The organism is Mucilaginibacter paludis DSM 18603, from assembly GCF_000166195.2.
GTDB lineage: Bacteria > Bacteroidota > Bacteroidia > Sphingobacteriales > Sphingobacteriaceae > Mucilaginibacter > Mucilaginibacter paludis.
The window spans coordinates 6616305-6633701 of record NZ_CM001403.1 but is presented as its reverse complement, the minus strand read 5'-3'; the positions used below and the strand labels follow the sequence as shown (position 1 = coordinate 6633701).

The 17397-nt window shown below is 46.7% G+C and carries 21 protein-coding genes; 9 read left to right on the top strand and 12 right to left on the bottom strand.

What is annotated here, in order from left to right:
• Positions 1 to 75 precede the first annotated feature (75 nt).
• Positions 76 to 870, bottom strand: a complete 795-nt coding sequence (locus tag MUCPA_RS27960; protein WP_008511053.1) for a competence protein CoiA — start codon at positions 868 to 870, stop codon at positions 76 to 78.
• 107 nt (positions 871 to 977) lie between these two features.
• Between MUCPA_RS27960 and MUCPA_RS38715 the strand changes: the two genes are divergently transcribed.
• Both MUCPA_RS38715 and MUCPA_RS27950 read left to right on the top strand, forming a co-directional pair.
• The gene (locus MUCPA_RS38715) at positions 978 to 2078 is read left to right on the top strand and encodes a PD-(D/E)XK nuclease domain-containing protein (RefSeq protein WP_008511052.1); all 1101 of its coding nucleotides are present in this window, start codon (positions 978 to 980) and stop codon (positions 2076 to 2078) included.
• A gap of 81 nt (positions 2079 to 2159) precedes the next feature.
• A complete protein-coding gene (locus MUCPA_RS27950; RefSeq protein ID WP_008511051.1) occupies positions 2160 to 2615 on the top strand; it encodes a TIR domain-containing protein in 456 nt (151 codons plus the stop codon).
• A gap of 3 nt (positions 2616 to 2618) precedes the next feature.
• Here MUCPA_RS27950 and MUCPA_RS38995 read toward each other — a convergent pair whose 3' ends face one another.
• Both MUCPA_RS38995 and MUCPA_RS38990 read right to left on the bottom strand, forming a co-directional pair.
• The gene (locus tag MUCPA_RS38995; protein WP_233276804.1) at positions 2619 to 3140 is read right to left on the bottom strand and encodes a transposase; all 522 of its coding nucleotides are present in this window, start codon (positions 3138 to 3140) and stop codon (positions 2619 to 2621) included.
• Positions 3137 to 3997 carry an IS110 family transposase gene (locus MUCPA_RS38990; protein WP_040626560.1) on the bottom strand — a complete coding sequence of 287 codons (861 nt, stop codon included), beginning with the start codon at positions 3995 to 3997 and terminating at the stop codon, positions 3137 to 3139. Before MUCPA_RS38990 ends, MUCPA_RS38995 begins: the two co-directional genes overlap by 4 nt.
• Positions 3998 to 4236: 239 nt before the next feature.
• On the opposite strand from MUCPA_RS38990, the gene MUCPA_RS27935 reads away from it, so the two are divergent.
• Both MUCPA_RS27935 and MUCPA_RS27930 read left to right on the top strand, forming a co-directional pair.
• Complete coding sequence (locus MUCPA_RS27935) at positions 4237 to 4734, top strand: restriction endonuclease (protein WP_008511048.1); 498 nt, start codon at positions 4237 to 4239, stop codon at positions 4732 to 4734.
• A 1-nt stretch (position 4735) separates the two neighbouring features.
• Positions 4736 to 5269 (top strand): restriction endonuclease, encoded by a 534-nt coding sequence (locus MUCPA_RS27930; protein WP_008511046.1) that lies wholly within the window; start codon positions 4736 to 4738, stop codon positions 5267 to 5269.
• An 8-nt stretch (positions 5270 to 5277) separates the two neighbouring features.
• On the opposite strand, the gene MUCPA_RS27925 is transcribed toward MUCPA_RS27930, so the two are convergent.
• Together MUCPA_RS27925 and MUCPA_RS36475 are read right to left on the bottom strand one after the other, a co-directional pair.
• On the bottom strand, positions 5278 to 6315 hold the full coding sequence (locus MUCPA_RS27925) for a hypothetical protein (protein ID WP_008511044.1): 1038 nt from the start codon (positions 6313 to 6315) through the stop codon (positions 5278 to 5280).
• A 50-nt stretch (positions 6316 to 6365) separates the two neighbouring features.
• Positions 6366 to 7133 (bottom strand): hypothetical protein, encoded by a 768-nt coding sequence (locus tag MUCPA_RS36475; RefSeq protein WP_008511043.1) that lies wholly within the window; start codon positions 7131 to 7133, stop codon positions 6366 to 6368.
• Between the two features lie 156 nt (positions 7134 to 7289).
• Here MUCPA_RS36475 and MUCPA_RS27915 point away from each other — a divergent pair, with 156 nt between their 5' ends.
• From MUCPA_RS27915 to MUCPA_RS27905, 3 genes are read left to right on the top strand one after another with little or no spacing between them, the layout of a single operon-like run.
• Positions 7290 to 7622: a type II toxin-antitoxin system RelE/ParE family toxin gene (locus MUCPA_RS27915; protein WP_008511041.1), complete on the top strand. Its 333-nt coding sequence runs from the start codon at positions 7290 to 7292 to the stop codon at positions 7620 to 7622.
• Positions 7623 to 7639: 17 nt separating this feature from the next.
• Positions 7640 to 8740, top strand: coding sequence for a HigA family addiction module antitoxin (locus MUCPA_RS27910; protein ID WP_008511040.1), 1101 nt, complete (start codon positions 7640 to 7642; stop codon positions 8738 to 8740).
• 20 nt (positions 8741 to 8760) lie between these two features.
• Positions 8761 to 9879: a beta family protein gene (locus MUCPA_RS27905; RefSeq protein WP_008511039.1), complete on the top strand. Its 1119-nt coding sequence runs from the start codon at positions 8761 to 8763 to the stop codon at positions 9877 to 9879.
• Here the strand turns inward: MUCPA_RS27905 and MUCPA_RS27900 are convergent.
• The 5 genes from MUCPA_RS27900 to MUCPA_RS27880 all read right to left on the bottom strand — a co-directional run bounded on the left by MUCPA_RS27900 (position 9876) and on the right by MUCPA_RS27880 (position 13634).
• Positions 9876 to 10649 (bottom strand): sce7726 family protein, encoded by a 774-nt coding sequence (locus MUCPA_RS27900; RefSeq protein WP_040626558.1) that lies wholly within the window; start codon positions 10647 to 10649, stop codon positions 9876 to 9878. The two genes, MUCPA_RS27905 and MUCPA_RS27900, sit on opposite strands and share 4 nt — an antisense overlap.
• Before the next feature lie 89 nt (positions 10650 to 10738).
• Entirely contained in the window at positions 10739 to 11179 is a 441-nt protein-coding gene (locus MUCPA_RS27895) for a hypothetical protein (RefSeq protein WP_008511037.1), read from the bottom strand.
• 80 nt (positions 11180 to 11259) lie between these two features.
• Positions 11260 to 11586, bottom strand: coding sequence for a hypothetical protein (locus MUCPA_RS27890; protein ID WP_008511036.1), 327 nt, complete (start codon positions 11584 to 11586; stop codon positions 11260 to 11262).
• A 24-nt stretch (positions 11587 to 11610) separates the two neighbouring features.
• On the bottom strand, positions 11611 to 13005 hold the full coding sequence (locus tag MUCPA_RS27885; RefSeq protein WP_008511034.1) for a hypothetical protein: 1395 nt from the start codon (positions 13003 to 13005) through the stop codon (positions 11611 to 11613).
• Between the two features lie 44 nt (positions 13006 to 13049).
• Positions 13050 to 13634, bottom strand: a complete 585-nt coding sequence (locus MUCPA_RS27880) for a Crp/Fnr family transcriptional regulator (RefSeq protein ID WP_008511033.1) — start codon at positions 13632 to 13634, stop codon at positions 13050 to 13052.
• A 156-nt stretch (positions 13635 to 13790) separates the two neighbouring features.
• Between MUCPA_RS27880 and MUCPA_RS27875 the strand changes: the two genes are divergently transcribed.
• Complete coding sequence (locus MUCPA_RS27875; protein WP_040626556.1) at positions 13791 to 14678, top strand: RteC domain-containing protein; 888 nt, start codon at positions 13791 to 13793, stop codon at positions 14676 to 14678.
• Positions 14679 to 14690: 12 nt separating this feature from the next.
• On the opposite strand, the gene MUCPA_RS27870 is transcribed toward MUCPA_RS27875, so the two are convergent.
• Both MUCPA_RS27870 and MUCPA_RS27865 read right to left on the bottom strand, forming a co-directional pair.
• On the bottom strand, positions 14691 to 15719 hold the full coding sequence (locus MUCPA_RS27870) for a DUF6236 family protein (protein ID WP_008511030.1): 1029 nt from the start codon (positions 15717 to 15719) through the stop codon (positions 14691 to 14693).
• 28 nt (positions 15720 to 15747) lie between these two features.
• A complete protein-coding gene (locus tag MUCPA_RS27865; protein WP_008511028.1) occupies positions 15748 to 16695 on the bottom strand; it encodes a hypothetical protein in 948 nt (315 codons plus the stop codon).
• 201 nt (positions 16696 to 16896) lie between these two features.
• Between MUCPA_RS27865 and MUCPA_RS27860 the strand changes: the two genes are divergently transcribed.
• Complete coding sequence (locus tag MUCPA_RS27860; protein WP_040626553.1) at positions 16897 to 17391, top strand: hypothetical protein; 495 nt, start codon at positions 16897 to 16899, stop codon at positions 17389 to 17391.
• Positions 17392 to 17397 lie beyond the last annotated feature (6 nt).

Genomic DNA, 17397 nt, shown 5'->3' with positions numbered 1-17397 from the left:
CCGCATGGGTTCTTTATTTTGTACGGCTTTTCGGTGCTGCCTGATGGTTCAGACGGGCGGCACCACATGGTCGTTTCATTTGCCGCCATATTTCTCAATAAAGGACTGCCTGGATACGACCTGCAAATAGTAGAGGATACCCGGGTGGCGGTGCTGCTTGCGCGAGCGTAGCCAGTACAGCTGGTCCGTACCAAAGTCCAGGAAAACCGGAGCTTCCGAGTTCAGCCAGGCCTCGTTCTGCCATTTCCAGTCAAACAGCCGGAAAAGATCCCCGGATCGCTGCATGAGCGCTTTGACCTCTGCCAGTTCCGGATCCCGGAAACTGAGTACCCGGTCCGCGTCCCAATCCTTGTCGTGGGCCGGGTTGCGGAAGAACATCAGGTTCTCCGGCACGTTCATCGAATAGCGGCCGGTCCCGATGATGCTGAAATTATCCAGCAGCGGTGACCGCGGGTCGGGAATATGGCAGCGCCATTCAAAATTCTTTTGAAAGCGTTGGGCATCCACGATCCAGACCAGCTTTTTGTAGAAGGCGTTGCGGCTGCCCAGCTCGGTCACAGAGATGGGCGAATGTTGGAATTCCAGGGTAACACCGCCGGGGGTGTGTACGTCTGCGCGGTGGATCTCCCCGGTTTCCGGGTCGGTGAACGGTACTTCCTGCCAGGCTTCCGGGAAACGGGCTTTCCATGCCCGGTGCCAGGGGGTTTCCGGTTCAGACCAGATATCGCAGTCCGGTAAATGCTGGTGCGCCCAATGGTGTACCTTGACCTTGCCGCAGCGGGCAATGACCGCATTCCCACAGGCAGGGCAGCTGCCCTGCAGGCCGGCGCTTGCCGATACCCTTACCCCATTAACCAATGCGTATTCCATAAGTGAAGATACAAATATATACAGCAGCGGCGGTCAACGGGTGTGTCGGCGTTCGCCGCTCAGAGAATCCCATGCTTATTTATTAATTTGCAGGAATTTCCGATAACATGAACGACCTGATCCCGACCATTAGCTCCCTGAGAAAAGCCCTTTCAGATCTTGACCAAGCGCACGCGCAGGAACTGGTGGCGCTGTCCGAAAACCTGGCCGCGGCAAAAGAGTTTGAAATTTACTTTGAACGTTTATGGGTCGGCGGCTGGGCGAGAAACGATTTTAACCACTATCAAAACCCGAATAGCCAGCATCAAACCATCCAGGTCGAAGCAGATTACTTTTACGAATACATTGCTAAGAAAGCAGGTGTTGACGTTGTCGCTCTGGGTAGCCGAATCACGGAGATCACCGCCGGTTTCAGGAAATTTCAAAAGCACCTGGTTACCGAGCTTTCCGTGATCCGGGATGTAGAAAAATTCAATAACGAGGTCGGCATCCTGGACAAGATCGGTGATTTCAGGTGGGGTTTTGACAGCAATACCTTTATCAAGACCCGGATACCCAACCATATGCCGGTCTATGACCTGGGGATATTGAGCCGCGGCGGGTTAAGCGTACCCTCGCATATCCAGGTCTGGGGATATCTTTCTTCCCTGCAAACACAGGCGGTGGCTCCGCGTAATTTTAACGACATGGTCGTCCAGTTACTGCGGCAGCTGGAACTGAAATCCCCCCAGCGATCCGGTGCCAGGACCGACTACACGGAAAAGATACTCGCTGATATTTTTGAGAACTTCCACCCGTTCTGTACACAGTTGCGTAACAGGCACAATAGCCGGGCGGCTTTTGACCTGACCGATGAATATGATGTGCAGGACCTGATCCATGCCATTCTCCGGCTGCACTTTAAGGATGTGCGGGAAGAAGAATATACGCCCTCTTATGCAGGGAGTTCGACCAGGGTTGACTTTTTATTAAAAAACGAACAAATCGTGATCGAGGTTAAAAAGACCCGCCAGGGCCTGGCCGATAAGCAGGTCGGTGAGCAACTGATCCTGGATGCGGTGCATTATGCTAATCATCCGAATTGCAAAGGGTTGATCTGTTTCGTTTATGACCCGGAAAGCAGGATCAAAAACCCCAGGGGACTCGAGGAGGACATCCGTAAACTTTCCAATGACAGCATGCCCGTAGAGTTATTTATCCGACCCTGAGTAAATGCCAATGTTCTATTAGTCGTTATAATATTGCTTATATTTATGGAAATTTAGCCACTATCAACCTTCTTTTCATACATGTCCAATCACTTTAAATGTTTTCTGTCGGCATCTTACGAAGCAAATGTTACCCTCGTAAGTGAAATTCTGGAGGAGCGGCAGATCGAGGTTTTTGATCTTTACGAACATGCTATCGGGTCGTCCTTTCAGGAAATATTAAAAAGAAAGCTGCGGCAGGCGGACTTTGCCATTTTCGTCATTACGCCGAACAATAGAAATGTACTTTACGAGATCGGTGTCTGCGAAGGCCTTGGCAAAGAATATTTCGTGATTGTGGACAAGAAAACAGAGGTGCCGTTTTACCTGGAGAACCAATTGTCGCTGACAGCCAACCTGGAGGATAAGGACTTCTTAGGTTTGGCGATCGACGCGTTTTTGCAGGAATGGAAAAGCAAGAAAAGAAAACCGACGAAAACGCCGGCGGCGAAAGGGAAGCGGACGGAAGCTTATAATGACGTGGTGCTAAGTTGTTGATTATTAAGATACTTTTTGGAGTGTCCAACCTAATTTAGCTGCATCTTTTTGCAGTCGCGCGATCTTCCTGGCCAATTGTTTCTCTGGATCCTGTGCTATTTTCTTCGGATCATAAGGCTGTTGTTTAAGTACCATATGGTAAAAGATGACGGCTAGCTTTCTGGCTATGGCCTTGATGGCTTTTTTCTTTCCCCGCGTTCCTGCCAGCTTTCTGTATTGTTGGCCTAAAGGGCCTTTGTTTTGCCATAAACTGAATGCCGCTAGCCGGAATGCCTGCGAAGCAGGATTATGGGTTACCCGCTTTTCATGACCTACAACCCGCCCGCCGGTTATCCTTTGACGTGGAGAGAGGTTCAGCCAACTGGCGAATTGATTGGCTGTAGGCCATTTACTCATATCGGTTCCTGTGACCGAGAGTATCGTGAGCAGTCCGATCTCATCCAGCCCATCTACCTCCGTCAGGTCAACCCCCAGGATAGCCAGCAGATAATCCTTCAGATTGAAATGATATTGGTTCTTCCTCACCAAGCCCTTTTTTTTTCGATGGGTTTGGTCAAAGCATCATCCTTTTGATGCACCAGCCTTTGAAGAGTTCCTTCAATATAGGTTTCGTAAGCCAGCATCTGTTTTTTTTGAAAGTCGAAGGCCTCCAGGTTCAATCGGAGCATCGTGACCAAATGAGGTCGGTAATCTCCTTTGAGTGAACTAAGCAGATCCTCAGGGCTGGCTTTCAATAGCGCATGATTGACCTGGGCCAATAACGTATCAGGATCGGTTGCCCCGGCGGCTATCAGGCGCAACAATTTCATACCAGCCACCCCTTCTATATCACTGATCAGGTGCTGGAATTTCACATTCATTTGGGTGAGGTTTTTTTGTATCCGGTTCAGTGTATCGCTTTTCTGATCCTTACAGGTGTCCCTTCCATGAATATATTGCCGCAGTTCACGGTAAGGCTCATCGGCGATATGGGAATGGCGCAGCATCCCGTAAGAGAGGAGTTGATGCAGCCACTGAGCATCATTTACATCTGTTTTTTGAGCTACGTTACGATAATGGCTAGGGTTAATCAGGGTGACACGCATGCCGAAATCCTCCAGGATAGTGAACAGTGTCATCCAGTAACTGCCTGTGGCCTCCATCCCCACTTCCTGTACGCCTGCTGTTTTTAACAGGGCAGCGAGTTCATGAAGGCTATCGGTAAAGCTGTCAAATGGCCTCACATGCGACAATCCTTCTCTATCCGTATAAGAGACTACCATCAGCATGCTGCCTACATCGACCCCTGCCGAACGCGGATATATCAGCTCGAAACGTTTCATCTTGATCCCGGCACCGCCTTGCGGTAGGGTTTTCTTCTTGTTTTTCTTAGCTTTGCTCATTGTTTTTTTTAAGAAACAGGGCAAGCTCTGCCACTCTAAAGGTGTTTAAGCTTATAAGCGCGGTGAGCCTTCTCCGAAAAGAGGGTTCCCATAAATATTTTTTGCAAAGAGTGACAGTCCCAAACTTATAAACGGGCTCTGGTCGGCCCCAAAGTATCATGCGGGGTGTGTAGCTTGCCTTGTTCTTTTTTCAAGTTTAGCCTTTTTTTACGATAAACGTCATCCCTATTTTTTCCCGGTTGGCAGGGTCCGTTACTTATAACGACGATATTAAGGGCGTTTTCCGGTCGCTGCTTGCACAAGCCAAGGCACTGCGGCAGGGACCCGCAAGTCACACGGAACTGGAATATATTATTGAAGAAATATTCCGCACCTTGAGGTTTAAATATGTGCAGCAACTGCAGGCCCGTGATCACGGGGTGGATTTTGCCGTTTGGAATGATCAGCTGGGACGCTTGCTGGGTAACCCGATCATCGTAGAAGTCAAAGCCGGCGCGTTGACGCTGGCGAAGATAGAGCATTTCACCCACCAGTTAATGGTCTATGCAGAAAAGTCTGATTCCTCGCTTGCGCTATTATTTTATCTCGATCCCAAACGTACCAAATTCGAATGGAACTTTAACCTCAAACCACTGATCCTGGCTTTTGATGTAGAGGACTTTTTAAATAGTCTGCTGCAGGATTCTTTCGAAAATATTATTCTTTTTCAACGTAACCGAATCGTTCACAACAAGTAAAATGGCTAATTATTCCCAAGCGACCATCCGCCGGTTACTGCACGAATCGGATACCGCCCCTAACAGCGATGTCAAAGGCGACAAGCTTGAAACACTGGTCAAATATTTATTTGAAAAAGTTCGGGGAGTAAGTTTTCATAAAAAAAATGTGCTGGACGGTGTCCGGGCCCACGAACTGGATGTTGTTTTCAAAAACGACAAACGCATCTCGGACCTTTATTTCTTGGATTTTGCCATCATTACGGAGTGTAAAAATACGGCGAGCCGCCTCGGAAGCAACGAGGTCCGCTGGTTCATCAGCAAGCTGGTCGACCGTGGCTTTTCGGCTGGCGTTTTGATCTCGCTTAGTGGGATCACGGGGGCCGCCGACGGCGTCAGCAATGCGCATAGCGAAGTGTTGCATGCGATCACCCGGGATGGGGTTTCGATCCTTTTGCTCGACCGCGCGGAAATATTATCGCTGGCTACTACTCAGGACCTGGCGGACCTATTGTCCGAAAAAATATTGAGCCTGACCATAGAACGGACCGTTTGACGGCCAAATCAGCTTTGAAACCGGAGTTTTAATTGCTGATCGATATAAGCCTCGTATTTTTCTTCCTTTAAATTTTCGATCGCCAGTTTTTGGACATCCAGGACGTGGAAACGGTCATTTTCGATAGCATCGCCAATGGTGCCTGCGGTCGATTTGCCGTAAAAACATTCGATGATGATGAGCAGCCGGTTAAAGGGGTGCGGGTAATCTTTGGTTTCCGGTCCTTGGAGGTCGTACTGGACTTTAAACAAACCGATCAATGCCAGCAAAATCCGCTTGCGGTCCTGTTCGGATACCTCGCCATAATATTTTTCTTCGCGTAGCAGGAGCGCAAAACCGACCAGGTCAGCGTAATGTTCGCGCTGGTAACTCAGGTTCGGATAATCCACGCTTAGTTTTTGCTGGTTAGCGTCCGGTTCCAGGTCACCGTTGAGAAAGTGCGCGATCTCGTGGTAAGCCAGCAACTTTTCCTGCGTGGTCAGTGTCAGGTAATGCTGGAAATCCAGGTTTTCTTCCAGGATGATCAGGGGGCCGAGCGGTAATTTGGTCAGCCGGAAATGCGCGTAGGTTTCGGCAAGCATTTCGATGAGCTGCAAGCGGGTTACTTTTTCGTCCGGATACCTGGAACAGGACACGACCCTGCCGGGGTAGTGGACTGCCAGTTCCAGTTTACCCAGTTTGTGCAAAATGGTAATGAGCGATGAGCTGATGAACAGGGCGTAAAAACGCTGGTCCGGCGATCGTTTGATGCGTGCATACATGCGGCGGTTATCGGCGGTCGTGTAGTGAAACTGAGCTGCAAATTCCGCTTGGATATCTTCGGGGAGACTGGCGCAGAACATCACCTTGTGCATATCTAAAATGTGCTGGTACTTTGTCCTCGTCGGGGTAAATTCAGCGTCAAGGTCATACCTGATCAATTTGATTTGTTCTGCATATTGCGCACGTAACATGGCTTTCCTTTCTTCCAGATCATCCGGTTCGGCGCTGTATTCGTATTCTTCTGTTTTGATCAGGTCCGCATATTCTTTGGCGCTGTTATACATTGGGCATTGTTTAAGGATAAATCAGTTGATGTCTTGATATCAGCCATAAGCTAACGTTTTTTCTTGGCTACATATTCAAAATACAGTTCCTGCGTACTGGCCAGGAAATCTCCGTGGCTGTTTAGGGTATCAACATCAGAAAATGTATCGACAATGACTCCCTGTTTGTACGGGTGGATGATTGTTCCCTGTAAGTTATCAAAAATGCGGTTGAATTCTTCCTCCATATCGGACCGGAGGACGGCTGACTTAGATATAACGATGTAAAAATAAAATGAGTTGACCGCGATCAGCCGTAGCAAGAAGTTCGGTGTAGGCCCGCCGATCTGTATCTCACCGCAACGGGCTGATGACGGGTAAAATTTTTTCCCCTTTACCATTGCTGGCTGGACAATATCTAATTTGATGAGAATTTCTTGGTGTATACCATTACCGGTTAAAATAAACTCGCGATATTTCTCAAAATCATTGTACTCACGGTTGACGGTTCGGGAAGAGTTATAGGTTATCTTGAGCAAGCTGCGCAACAGCAAATTATAATCATATTCGAACTTAAAAGGGGTCAGATCTTCTTTGTAGGTTTTAAAATATCCGTCATATAACGAACAAAAGTAAGCGTCCAGCGGTGACAATTTGATATTATTACATGCAGCACAAACATCTGCGATCACTAAATCCCCGGCAGTAAATAGTCTGTTGTTTTTTAAATAGTTGACCTGGAGTTCCGGCATTCGGGTGATCAAACAACTCGGCCAAATATGCTCCCTGGTCAACTTGACTTCTTTCTTACAATAAGCGCATTTTCTGAGTTTAGGCATCCCGCAAATATACCTGATAAATCTTCAGGTTGTCATGGCTGGTTTCCTAGGTACACTCATTATCAGCAAAATAAAAGCATGATAATTTGTTAAACCAAAAAAAATCTCTACATTTGAAAAAATTATTACCGTTTTTCGGTAATTAAAATTATTAAAATGAACATCAGTTACGGTTCAAATAAGATCAAGAAGAAGCTGAGTTCCCTGGCTGAAATAAAAAAAGCCTACGGTACAATGGCCAAAAAAGTACAGAACAGGTTGGATGATATTGAAGCATCTCCTAATCTGAAAGTACTCATGCAGATCCCTGCCGCTAACTGTCACCCGCTGTCCGGTGACATGAAAGGCGAATGGGCATTGGATATATCAGGCAATCACCGGATGATATTCGATATCAACCATGACCCCATCCCCCAGAAGGATACCGGGGGAATTGAAACCATTGAAGTGACAGACATTAGGATTATCGAAACCACAGACTACCATTAATCCAAGCAAAAACAGACATGAGCAGCAATATAAAAATAGAAAGAGAATTGTTAACCAAGCCCGGAGACACCATTTTAGAGACCATCGAGTATCTGAAAATGAGCCAAGCGGAACTGGCTGACCGGATGGGGAAAACTCCCGGGAAGATCAATGACCTCATTTCAGGAAAAGCACCTATAACGATCAATACCGCCCTGCAATTGGAAAAAGTGCTGGGTATCGATATGCAGTTCTGGTTGAACCGGGAAATGCATTACCGTGAAAAATTAGCAAGATTAGAACAGGAAGAATTCTTAGAACAATGCTTGGACTGGCTGAAAGAACAGCCGATCAAGGAGCTGCAAAAGTTCGGTTACCTGAAAAGCAGCAGCGTTGGAACCGGGATGGTCGAAGAATGCCTGCAATTTTATGGCGTGGTTTCGCCTGTGGAATGGGAAAATGTTTACATTGAAAACTATGCACAGACCAGTTTCCGGAAAAGCCCCAGTCATAAAACCTTACTCAGTAGTATGGCAGCCTGGTTAAGGATCGGCGAACTGAAGCTGAGGAAACAACAATTCCCGGAGTATAAAAAAGACAGTTTTAAAAATGTATTGCAGGAGATCAAGACCCTGGTGGAAACACAGCCTGAAGATTTTCCGACGACTTTACAAGCGATGTGCCAGCAAGCCGGGGTAGCGGTTATTTATTCCAATACCCTACCTAAAGCGCCGATCAGCGGGGCTGCGCGCTGGGTTGGCGGGACACCGCTGATCCAGATTACCGATCGGTATAAGACCAATGACCATTTTTGGTTCACCTTTTATCATGAAGCCGGTCATATTTTACTTCATGGAAAGAAGGACATCTTTATCGAAGAGTTCGAGGGCGTGGAAAATGACACCGAAAAAGAACGCGAAGCGAATGATTTTGCGCGTGACTGGCTATTGCCGGACACCTTCTTAGCGGAGATCGATAATCAATCCGTAGATGAAAAGGCGGTGAGAAGAATCGCACGAAATTATGCTACCCATCCGGCGATCGTGATCGGCCGCTTACAGAATTTGAATATGGTCCCGCATTATTTTGGGGCGAACTTAAAAGTAAAAATCAATCTCGATTATTTCATTGAGCATTAGTCCATTTAATTCAGTTTGTCATGAGTATACCAACTTATATACCGGTTTTCAGATTACGTCAGGAGGAAAAAAAAGTGCTGACCACTTTTGATTTTGGCAGTGATATTTTTCCCTATGTAGAGATCTTCAAGGAATTTGAGCGGCTTCCGCCTAAACCAAAACCTGGGAAACCAAAAAAGGTTCGGGAACCCAAACATTTCAACGAGATTTATATCCCCACCCTGAACAGTATCAAAAGTGAAAAGGTCTTTGTCGATCTTCCTATTCATCTTAATCAGTCCAGAAAGATGAAAAAAGAAGTTTTAGAGTTTTTACGCGGGGTGGTCAGCAAAAGGAAAGTTCGCACCGATTATCTTTTGAGTTTGAATGTGCTTCGCAGGAAGATCATCCCGGTGATCAGCTCTTATTCGCAATTGACCGGTGAGCCCAATTCCATTAAGTTACAGGAGGCTGACCTGCGGGTTGTATTTCCGACTGTTGCATTCAGAACCTCTGAAAAGACTTTTACCAATGACATCAACCAGGTTAGCGCGGTGGCGCAACGTGAAGATTTTTTAATCGTGGATTTAGAGGATTATTGCCTTTCGGACAAGGATGATATGGCAACGATCCAATTCATGATTGATCATTTGAAAACCTTTGATAAATGCCATGTTGTGTTGCTACGTAATTGTATCTATAACAGCATTAAAAACTTTGAGTTGGAACACGGTGAAAGAATTGAAGTAATCGATAACAGCTTAATGAACCGCTATGACCAGCTTGGAGCGGATTGTTTTGCAGACTATGCGGGTATCAAAAAAGACAAAATAGAAGGTGGCGGGGCTATCAGCCCGGGATTTATTTTTTATGACGCGGTCCAAAATAACTTTTACGGGTATAAAGGTTCCGAGAAGCGAGAACTGAAGGATTTCGAGAACATTATTGTTCCCGCTGTATTAAGGTCGGATGCTGCTGCAAGAATGCAAAGTAATGAACTTGAATATCTTTCCGTGGAGAACAAAGGATGGAAAATGATCGAGGATATTTGGGACGAAGAGGAAAGCGGCAAAAATCAAGCTAAGTTTAAGAGAATATCGATGGAACATTATTTGCATTGTATCCGCACAAAGATCCAGGATGGTTATTTTGTGCTTTAGCTATAAATGTGCGCTGGCTTGATGTTTTTGTTAAAAAAGAACTGGATGTCGATCGGCAATATATCATTGGAATGTTCGACGATGAATTCCCACCTGCTGCGATAGCGTTCTTTTAAAGCCAGTTTGAATAAATCGTTGATTGTATCTGTGTTGTTGCTGATCAAAATATCTTCTTGGGCGAACGTGCCAAAAGATTGAAATAATTCCTTTTTGGTCAGCAGGGATAATTGTACAGACGGGTTGAGATGCTGATTTAACCTAGGTTTACGGTAAAAGCTGTGCTGATCTTTATCCACGGTGATGATCCCGAAATTTGCGGGTATCATGTCAATGCATTTCTTCAGATGGCGTTCATGGATCACTAAATTGTTGAATTCGAAAGCGGATAGATAATCAACGGACTGCTTAGCCAATTTGTCTAAATTATCAAGATTGGATTTGATCTCAAAACTGGTAGTGAAACCATTGATTGTTAAAAAGTCCACGCGGCTGCTTTTAACTTTGATCTCATAAGCTGCGACCACGTTCTTATTATGAAATTCCTTGAACAGTTCATACTTTAGTACTTGTTCCCCCTCATAACTGAGTAAGATTAAATCGTTTAGTTTCTGATGCAATTCCAATTTGCAGCATTTGCTAAAGTTATTTCCCGGATAGATCATTAAAAGCAATTGCCTTAACTTCGGGCCGTAATCTAATGTATTATAACATTTGACAACTTCCTTAACCGCCTTATAATCAATTACTGGCTGCTGATTGAATTTTCCCATGAGTTTGAGTGTAAAATAACTCAAAAAACTAAGCTTATAGAAATTAATTAACTATTATTTTTAGCACCTGGTAAGGATATAACATTCAATTATAGTTCGTCGAGCTTTTTTTGCTCCTCGTCAGAAAAACGAACGTGTTCGGACAGGTCCTTGACCATTTTCCGGGCGAATACCGCGCTTTCGGAATCGCTCCTCATCACATCGTCTTCGCCGAGGTCGGCCTTTTCGCCATAGATGGCTTGTTTTAGGTCGCGCCGCTGATGCAGCTCGCTGATCTTTTCATCGACCTTCTCTACCATGGTATAGTCAGGTGTGCCGCGTTCGACCAGGTCGAGGAAGTCTTTATAGGGTGCCAGCTTCACATTCATGACCTTTTGCATGGTCTCTCCCCATTGCCAGAGTTCCTGGACGGTATAATCCGGGTTGTTTTTTTTGGCCATGTACATGACCATGGCCAGATATTGTTCGGGCGTGCCGTTCCAGCGGCGTCCGAGTCCCAGCAGTTTCGCTATAAATGACAGGAATCCCATAAGTATTGATTGATTAACACAAAGTTAAATATTTTGCTTAATTAAAGCTACCGGCAGGGATGCTGCCGGTAGCTTTGGTGTTATGGTTTTTTATACGGCAGCCAGAACCTTTCACTGTGAAAGATCATGTCGTGCCATTCCCAGATGCACCAGGGTTTGAACGTAAAGGTGCGGAAAAGGCGATTATCGCCGAGGTCTTTATCCGGGTGTTTACATAAGAAGGTCGCATAGCGCCGGACGATGGTTTCGTAGGTAAAACCTTTCCCTCCTTCTTCGCTGTCGGTATACGTGTTATCACTGTTGGCGTAGGTATAATCCTCCTTGAGAAGCCAGGCTACGGGGGTATAGTTCGTGAGAAGAAAGAGGGCTATGAGTACCCAAAGGCCATATTTAAGTTTCGTATTCATGGTGTTATCCTAAGTTAAGCATTTTTAATTACATGGTCCATGCGTGGCCGGGCCGGTTCCACCATTGGTATTGACGCCGGGCTGGCCCTTCATATTGTCGATGCTGTTGCCCAGGCCGGCCGGGGTTTCCGCAAGGTGGGGCACATGGTCAGGTGTGGGCAGCCCCACGGTGGTGTAGGCGTTTGGCAGCGTAATCCCGGCGTAAGCGCAGGCACTGACCGCATAACCGGTGCAGTTGAAATCGGTGAGGTCATAGGCGGGCAGCGGGCTGTTGATGTAATTGATCAGGTTAGCGAACTGGACGGCGTCGACGTTATACGTGATGCTTGCATTATAATCCAGCTGGCTATTGTCTACCAGTTTGCCTGGGGCGTGTATTTTATCCTTACCGCTGGCGTCAGGATAAAAGCCGATGACCTGGGTGACGGTCTGTCCGCCGCCGGATTTGGTGATCCCGATGGCGGTGTGGCCGACCGAGTTGGGGCCGTAATTGAAGGTCGTGCCCGGAAAAGGCTCCTGGACATAGATGGTCACCTGCATGGTGGCGTTGGTATTCGGTACGCTGCCGAAACAATCGGTGTAGTTCTTGGGGTTGATCTTCGGGTGGTCCTCACCGGGGAGGTTGGACGGTTCGGGTGTCGGGTCCGGTGCCGGGTCTGCGGATGAACCGCCGCCGCCGCCATAAGGATCGGCTGAAACGTCACCGCCGCCGCCACCGCCGTAATCGGGATAATAACCGTCATCATAGATGCTGTAACTGCAGATATTTTCGGAATAGACGGTGAAAATGCCGTCGGCGTCAATGTAGCTGCTGTCATACCATTCGCAGTCCGCGCTGATGGCCACCATGAGGGTCCGCAGTTTCGGATCGGCGCTGGTGGTGGACGTGCCTGCCGGCTTTGGTTTGATTTGGCCGATGGTTTTACCCTGACTGTAGATCAAGCCGCCGGTCAGTTGGTGGTGCTGATCGTAGACGAATACCCGCCCGGTAAAATCTTTGGTCTCGGCTTTGCCTTTCCGCTGCAGGTAGATGAGGTCAGGAATGATCTCCAGGATTCGGGGTTTGATCGCCCCGGTACTGTCTTTGATAAAGGCGAGCTTACGGTAGCCGAGTTTGATGCCGTTATAGGTCGGTTGTCCTTTGACCTTGACCAGCCAGTAGTTTCCTTTTTTGACATTGACCGAACGCAGGTTAGCCAGGTCGGGGTTGAGTTTTTTGATGTTAAAGGGTTTTAAGCCCAGGCTGTTGGTTTGAATCGTTGTGGTCGAATCCGGTTGCTGATTGTACCAGTCCGTGACCGCTTTCAGACTGAGGGTTTGCTGCGGGTTGGTTTGGATAGTTGGTTGGGTATTGTTTTCCTTGCGGCAAGCCATGGTAAGCGTGAGCAGCAGCAGGATATATTTCGTGATCTTTTTCATAATGCTGGTTTGTCATTTTTTAAAAAATTGATAATTGTCGCCTTTTAATTGGCGGAGACGTGCTGGCCGCGGATGCGGCAGAGGGCCTCGTGGCTGACGTTGAGGTGCGAGGCGACCATCCATAGGGGCACCCGCTGGATGATGTCGGGGTGCATTTGCAACAGCAGGTTATAGCGGTCAATGGCGGTGCCATTCCGCAGGAGGTTGGTCCTTTGCTCACTGGCGATGTAATACTTTTCAGTGAGGATGCGCCCAATGAAATTAAACTCGGGGAAGTCGGCGTAAATGCCCTGGACCTGCGCCCAGCTAAGCGAAAGGATGGTACTGTCTTCGAGCACCTCGATGGTTTCCGAGGCGGGCTGCTGGGTGTAAAAGCTGTAGACGGAGATCATCATATCTCCTTCACGCATGAACCAGGTGGTACATTCCTTTTGCTTGTCGGTGAGGTACCAGGCACGGGCCAGGCCTTCGACGATAAAGTAGATCTTCCGGCAGGTCTGGCCGGGTTGCAGTAAAATGTGCTTTTTAGGGTAATGTGCTTCTTCGAGGCATTCGGCGAAGCGCTGCTGGAGTTTGCCTGACAAAGGCTGGATCAGGTTCAGCGTTTGCAGCAATAAAGTAGCTTCCATAAGATTTGTTCAATTGATAATATTGATAACTATCAACGTCCCGTTTTCCTTATGAGGCCAACTTTGGATTAATAAATTGCTTGTGAGTTAAAACCAGCCATCGGGCAAAAGGTTTTGACGCCGCGAGTTTTTGTGGACATTAATTCAATTGTACCTATGGAAAATGTAAAAGACTTTGAGGAAATGTATGTGGAACTGGAAAATCAATTAGGCCTGATCGCGGAGCGGGAACAGCGCCCGCTGCAAAAAATGGTCGCCACATTAACCGCTATCCGGGCGGTCTTGCAAGACTTGCGGGAAAAGGTTTTGGCGGCCGGTTTTGATGGAACAGCGGCCGAGATCAGCTTTTTTAAAGTGACCAAGCCGCGCTTTTTCAGTTTGCAGATCTTAGAAACGGAGCTGTACCATTTGGAGAACTGCCGCAAGGCCGTGACACTGGATGAGCTGCGCAGCTATTACGGGGATGAGCTGAAAAGCATCGGCCGGTTTTTTAACCAGTATGCTTTTCAATATGAGTATTACCGGATGAAGGCGGATGAACTGGACGGTTTATGTTTCGTGCGGGGCGCGGCTTTGCAGAGTATGCTGGTAACGGACCTACCGGATAATGACCCGGAGTTTACCACGGCCTGGGATTATTTGTTCGCGAAATTCCGGGCTTTAGAGATGCTGCGTGACCATATCCTGCATTTGCTGGAAGGTTTGAACGGGCAGGGTGCTGACCTGGGTTTTATCCGGCCGGGAAGAAAAGCGGTGCCGCTGAAGTGGACGGGCGATACAATCCACGCGGTGGAGCTGGGCTATAGCATTTGGGTATCCGACCAGGTCAATGGCGGGGACGCGGAACTGGCGGATGTGATGCACTGGCTGAGTACCACGCTGGATGTGGACCTGAGCCGATATACCCGTTTGTTCGTAGAGATCAAGGCGCGAAAGATCTTAAGTAAGACCAAGTTCCTGGACCTGATGAAAGATGCGGTCATGCGTTATATGAACCAGGGCGATGCGTATAAGCCGGTGCGGAAGGCGAAGCGAATTCCTTAAGCTATTTTAAGATTAGCCGGCGTGGATTATGCCGGCTTTTTGCGCTTTAAAGAGATAGGACAGGTCGGCCTTGTCTACTTCCCGTTTACTCCCCATATAGGAAGAGATCATGCCACCGGCGATGCCGATCGCTCCGGTAATGACCCCCACAACAGGATTGACTGGTGTGCTGACAATGCCAGCTGCGGTAAGGGTCGCAAATAGCTTCGGACTTTCCAGTTTGAGCAAGCTTTCAAATGAGGTGAAAACAGATTTGATTCCTCCGTCTTTCATGGTCTTTTGGAGGTCATGAATGCCTTTTTCAATACTTTCCCGGGCGTCGATCAGCACTTCCAATAATTGTTCTTTGGTCTCCGCCTTTCTTATTTTCTCCTGGATGGCGCTTAAGTATTTTCGAAATTGGAAAAGTTCATCTTTTCTGTCTTTTTTAAATTGGATCACCTGTTCTAAAGTGGCGTCAGGGCCGGGAACAGGCAGCACGCGGTCAAGTAATATCGCAAAGGCCGGCATCTTTTCTTTGGTCAGGTTAAACCCGATATGCTCGTACTTTTTAAGATCTGTTGATGGGATGACCAATTCATTTTCGGTGACCTTTGCAACATATTGCGCCAAAAAAGACATGTACAATAAAGCGACCGTTTCATCTGTAGCAATTCCCAGCCCTCCCTGACCTTTGATCAGATGCTCTTGCTGAAGATGGTATTTAATATTCATCGTCAGCTTTTGCTCAAATAAAAAGCCGGGCTGATCTACCAACTTTTTATTTGAAAGGGCCTTGAATTCTTCACTAGTGGTGGCAGAAATAAAGCGTTGTTCAAATTCCCCGAATTCCTGTTGATAGTCAGTTAGGACCTTTTCGATTAAAACAGGTTTATAGATCTCCTGATCATAAAGTTCGCGAAGATCATTAGGCATGCGATCATCACTGATGGAAGTATAAGGTACTATCGTAGAAACAGTGTCTGCATAAAGCAAAGCAGACAATAGCCATTCTTTATGGGGAATGTCAATTGAGGGGTAATAGAGTAGATTGCGTTGCATTTTTTTAAATCAAAGCGATTTTATTAAATTATTTTTCCTTTACCATCTTGACAAGATCGATCAGTTTTGTAAAAACCTCGGTTTCCTGGTTAGCCAGTTTTTGGACTTCGATGATTTGAGTCGTTTCCCCCGTTTTAAGAATATTAGGCTGTTCACTATTTGAATACTTAGCCTTTAAAATTTCCAGCAGACTTGCATTGTTCTGGTGTTTTTCAATAAGTGCAAAAGTATCATAATCTTCCTGACGCCGCCTTTTCGCCAATTCATAATATCTGTACTCCTCTAAAACGATCCGATATTGCTTCAAGAAAAAAATGGCGATAAATTCGATAAAAAACAGCGACCCAAACCTGGGCAGTAGCCCCAGCAATTCCTGCCCAATATTAGCCGGAGCTGTTTTAGTATTATCACTAGCGGCAAGGCCGGAATTGTAAAAAATGAATACTCCGGAAAATGCAATGATACACCCGATCATTAAATAGATGCCTGAGCGTGAAAATAATTTCTCAGCAATCCTGGCGCTTTCGCCTATATTCTTTAATCGTAAGTCCTCGCTTTCGGCTGTTTTAGCAACCACCAACGTTTTGAGTCCTTCTGTCGCTGTTTCGGAAGGCGTGGTTTGTACCGGTATTTCTTTAACGTTTTCTGTTGTAAACGGAACGCTATGATTGATGAGATGTAATTCCCTTTTATATTCTCTGCGTTTGATCAACCCATATCTAATGCTTCGCAATGGATAATATTCGAAAATCTGCTTATACATATAGGCACCAAGTATGATAATACAAGATCCTAAAATATAGTAACGATTAATACTGATAATGCGACTAATTCCTTCACGGGTTCCAAATTGGAAAATATCCATGATGGGTGATATAGAAACCAAAAGTCCCAGGACAACCCAAAAATAAAACTCTGAACGGAGTATTCGAAAAATGAACGGCTTGGTGCTTATTATAAAATCATTTTCTTCCATAATGCAATAAGGTTATCACGCTAAATTAATATTTAATTTATAATACCAAATAAAATGTTGCTGGTATTATTCTGATTTGTAAATAATTATAAAAATATTTCCGACCATTATCCAGACTTACCAATATCCCTTAGCCATCCCCCAACCTTTGTCCTGTCGCTGCAATGCCGCAGCGGGCTAAAGAAGGTTACTATGATACTTATGAAATTTATCGGGTCGCATTATCTCCTTTTCGCGGCCCTGGCCCTGGCCGTCTGGTACGGCGGGGTTTTGTTCACTTTTTACCGGAACGAGGCGAAGAAGCTCTATGCGCAACAATTCCCGAAACCGGAAACGCCATTGCCGACGGTGCTGGCTGACGATGAAGAATTCGACCTGATGGGCGCGCCGGCCGAGGAATACGGGGTGTCTACCGTTTTGGCACATGAGGTGCGGTTTATGCAGCGCAAGACGATGATCCCGGACGAGGAAATGCAGGGGCTGATCCCGGATGTGCTGGAGGAGATCAAAAAGGTCATCCAGACGGTGGAAGCCGAGGAAGGTGACAAGGCGGATTTTATCAGTTTGTTCAAGCTTATTACTGTAAAGTACCCTCGCTTGGCGGAGAGTAAACATTTGCCGGACATCAATGACTGGCTGCGGGAACATTGTCCTTTCGGGTTGGACGAGGACGAGTTAGCCGGTCTCTGGGCGTAATCTGTG

Excerpts from the sequence above, each read along its gene's own strand:
- MUCPA_RS27960 (WP_008511053.1), bottom strand. The coding sequence starts at position 870 with ATGGAATACGCATTGGTTAATGGGGTAAGGGTATCGGCAAGCGCCGGC.
- MUCPA_RS38715 (WP_008511052.1), top strand. The coding sequence starts at position 978 with ATGAACGACCTGATCCCGACCATTAGCTCCCTGAGAAAAGCCCTTTCA.
- MUCPA_RS27950 (WP_008511051.1), top strand. The coding sequence starts at position 2,160 with ATGTCCAATCACTTTAAATGTTTTCTGTCGGCATCTTACGAAGCAAAT.
- MUCPA_RS38990 (WP_040626560.1), bottom strand. The coding sequence starts at position 3,997 with ATGAGCAAAGCTAAGAAAAACAAGAAGAAAACCCTACCGCAAGGCGGT.
- MUCPA_RS27930 (WP_008511046.1), top strand. The coding sequence starts at position 4,736 with ATGGCTAATTATTCCCAAGCGACCATCCGCCGGTTACTGCACGAATCG.
- MUCPA_RS27925 (WP_008511044.1), bottom strand. The coding sequence starts at position 6,315 with ATGTATAACAGCGCCAAAGAATATGCGGACCTGATCAAAACAGAAGAA.
- MUCPA_RS36475 (WP_008511043.1), bottom strand. The coding sequence starts at position 7,133 with ATGCCTAAACTCAGAAAATGCGCTTATTGTAAGAAAGAAGTCAAGTTG.
- MUCPA_RS27915 (WP_008511041.1), top strand. The coding sequence starts at position 7,290 with ATGAACATCAGTTACGGTTCAAATAAGATCAAGAAGAAGCTGAGTTCC.
- MUCPA_RS27910 (WP_008511040.1), top strand. The coding sequence starts at position 7,640 with ATGAGCAGCAATATAAAAATAGAAAGAGAATTGTTAACCAAGCCCGGA.
- MUCPA_RS27905 (WP_008511039.1), top strand. The coding sequence starts at position 8,761 with ATGAGTATACCAACTTATATACCGGTTTTCAGATTACGTCAGGAGGAA.
- MUCPA_RS27900 (WP_040626558.1), bottom strand. The coding sequence starts at position 10,649 with ATGGGAAAATTCAATCAGCAGCCAGTAATTGATTATAAGGCGGTTAAG.
- MUCPA_RS27895 (WP_008511037.1), bottom strand. The coding sequence starts at position 11,179 with ATGGGATTCCTGTCATTTATAGCGAAACTGCTGGGACTCGGACGCCGC.
- MUCPA_RS27890 (WP_008511036.1), bottom strand. The coding sequence starts at position 11,586 with ATGAATACGAAACTTAAATATGGCCTTTGGGTACTCATAGCCCTCTTT.
- MUCPA_RS27885 (WP_008511034.1), bottom strand. The coding sequence starts at position 13,005 with ATGAAAAAGATCACGAAATATATCCTGCTGCTGCTCACGCTTACCATG.
- MUCPA_RS27880 (WP_008511033.1), bottom strand. The coding sequence starts at position 13,634 with ATGGAAGCTACTTTATTGCTGCAAACGCTGAACCTGATCCAGCCTTTG.
- MUCPA_RS27875 (WP_040626556.1), top strand. The coding sequence starts at position 13,791 with ATGGAAAATGTAAAAGACTTTGAGGAAATGTATGTGGAACTGGAAAAT.
- MUCPA_RS27870 (WP_008511030.1), bottom strand. The coding sequence starts at position 15,719 with ATGCAACGCAATCTACTCTATTACCCCTCAATTGACATTCCCCATAAA.
- MUCPA_RS27865 (WP_008511028.1), bottom strand. The coding sequence starts at position 16,695 with ATGGAAGAAAATGATTTTATAATAAGCACCAAGCCGTTCATTTTTCGA.
- MUCPA_RS27860 (WP_040626553.1), top strand. The coding sequence starts at position 16,897 with ATGAAATTTATCGGGTCGCATTATCTCCTTTTCGCGGCCCTGGCCCTG.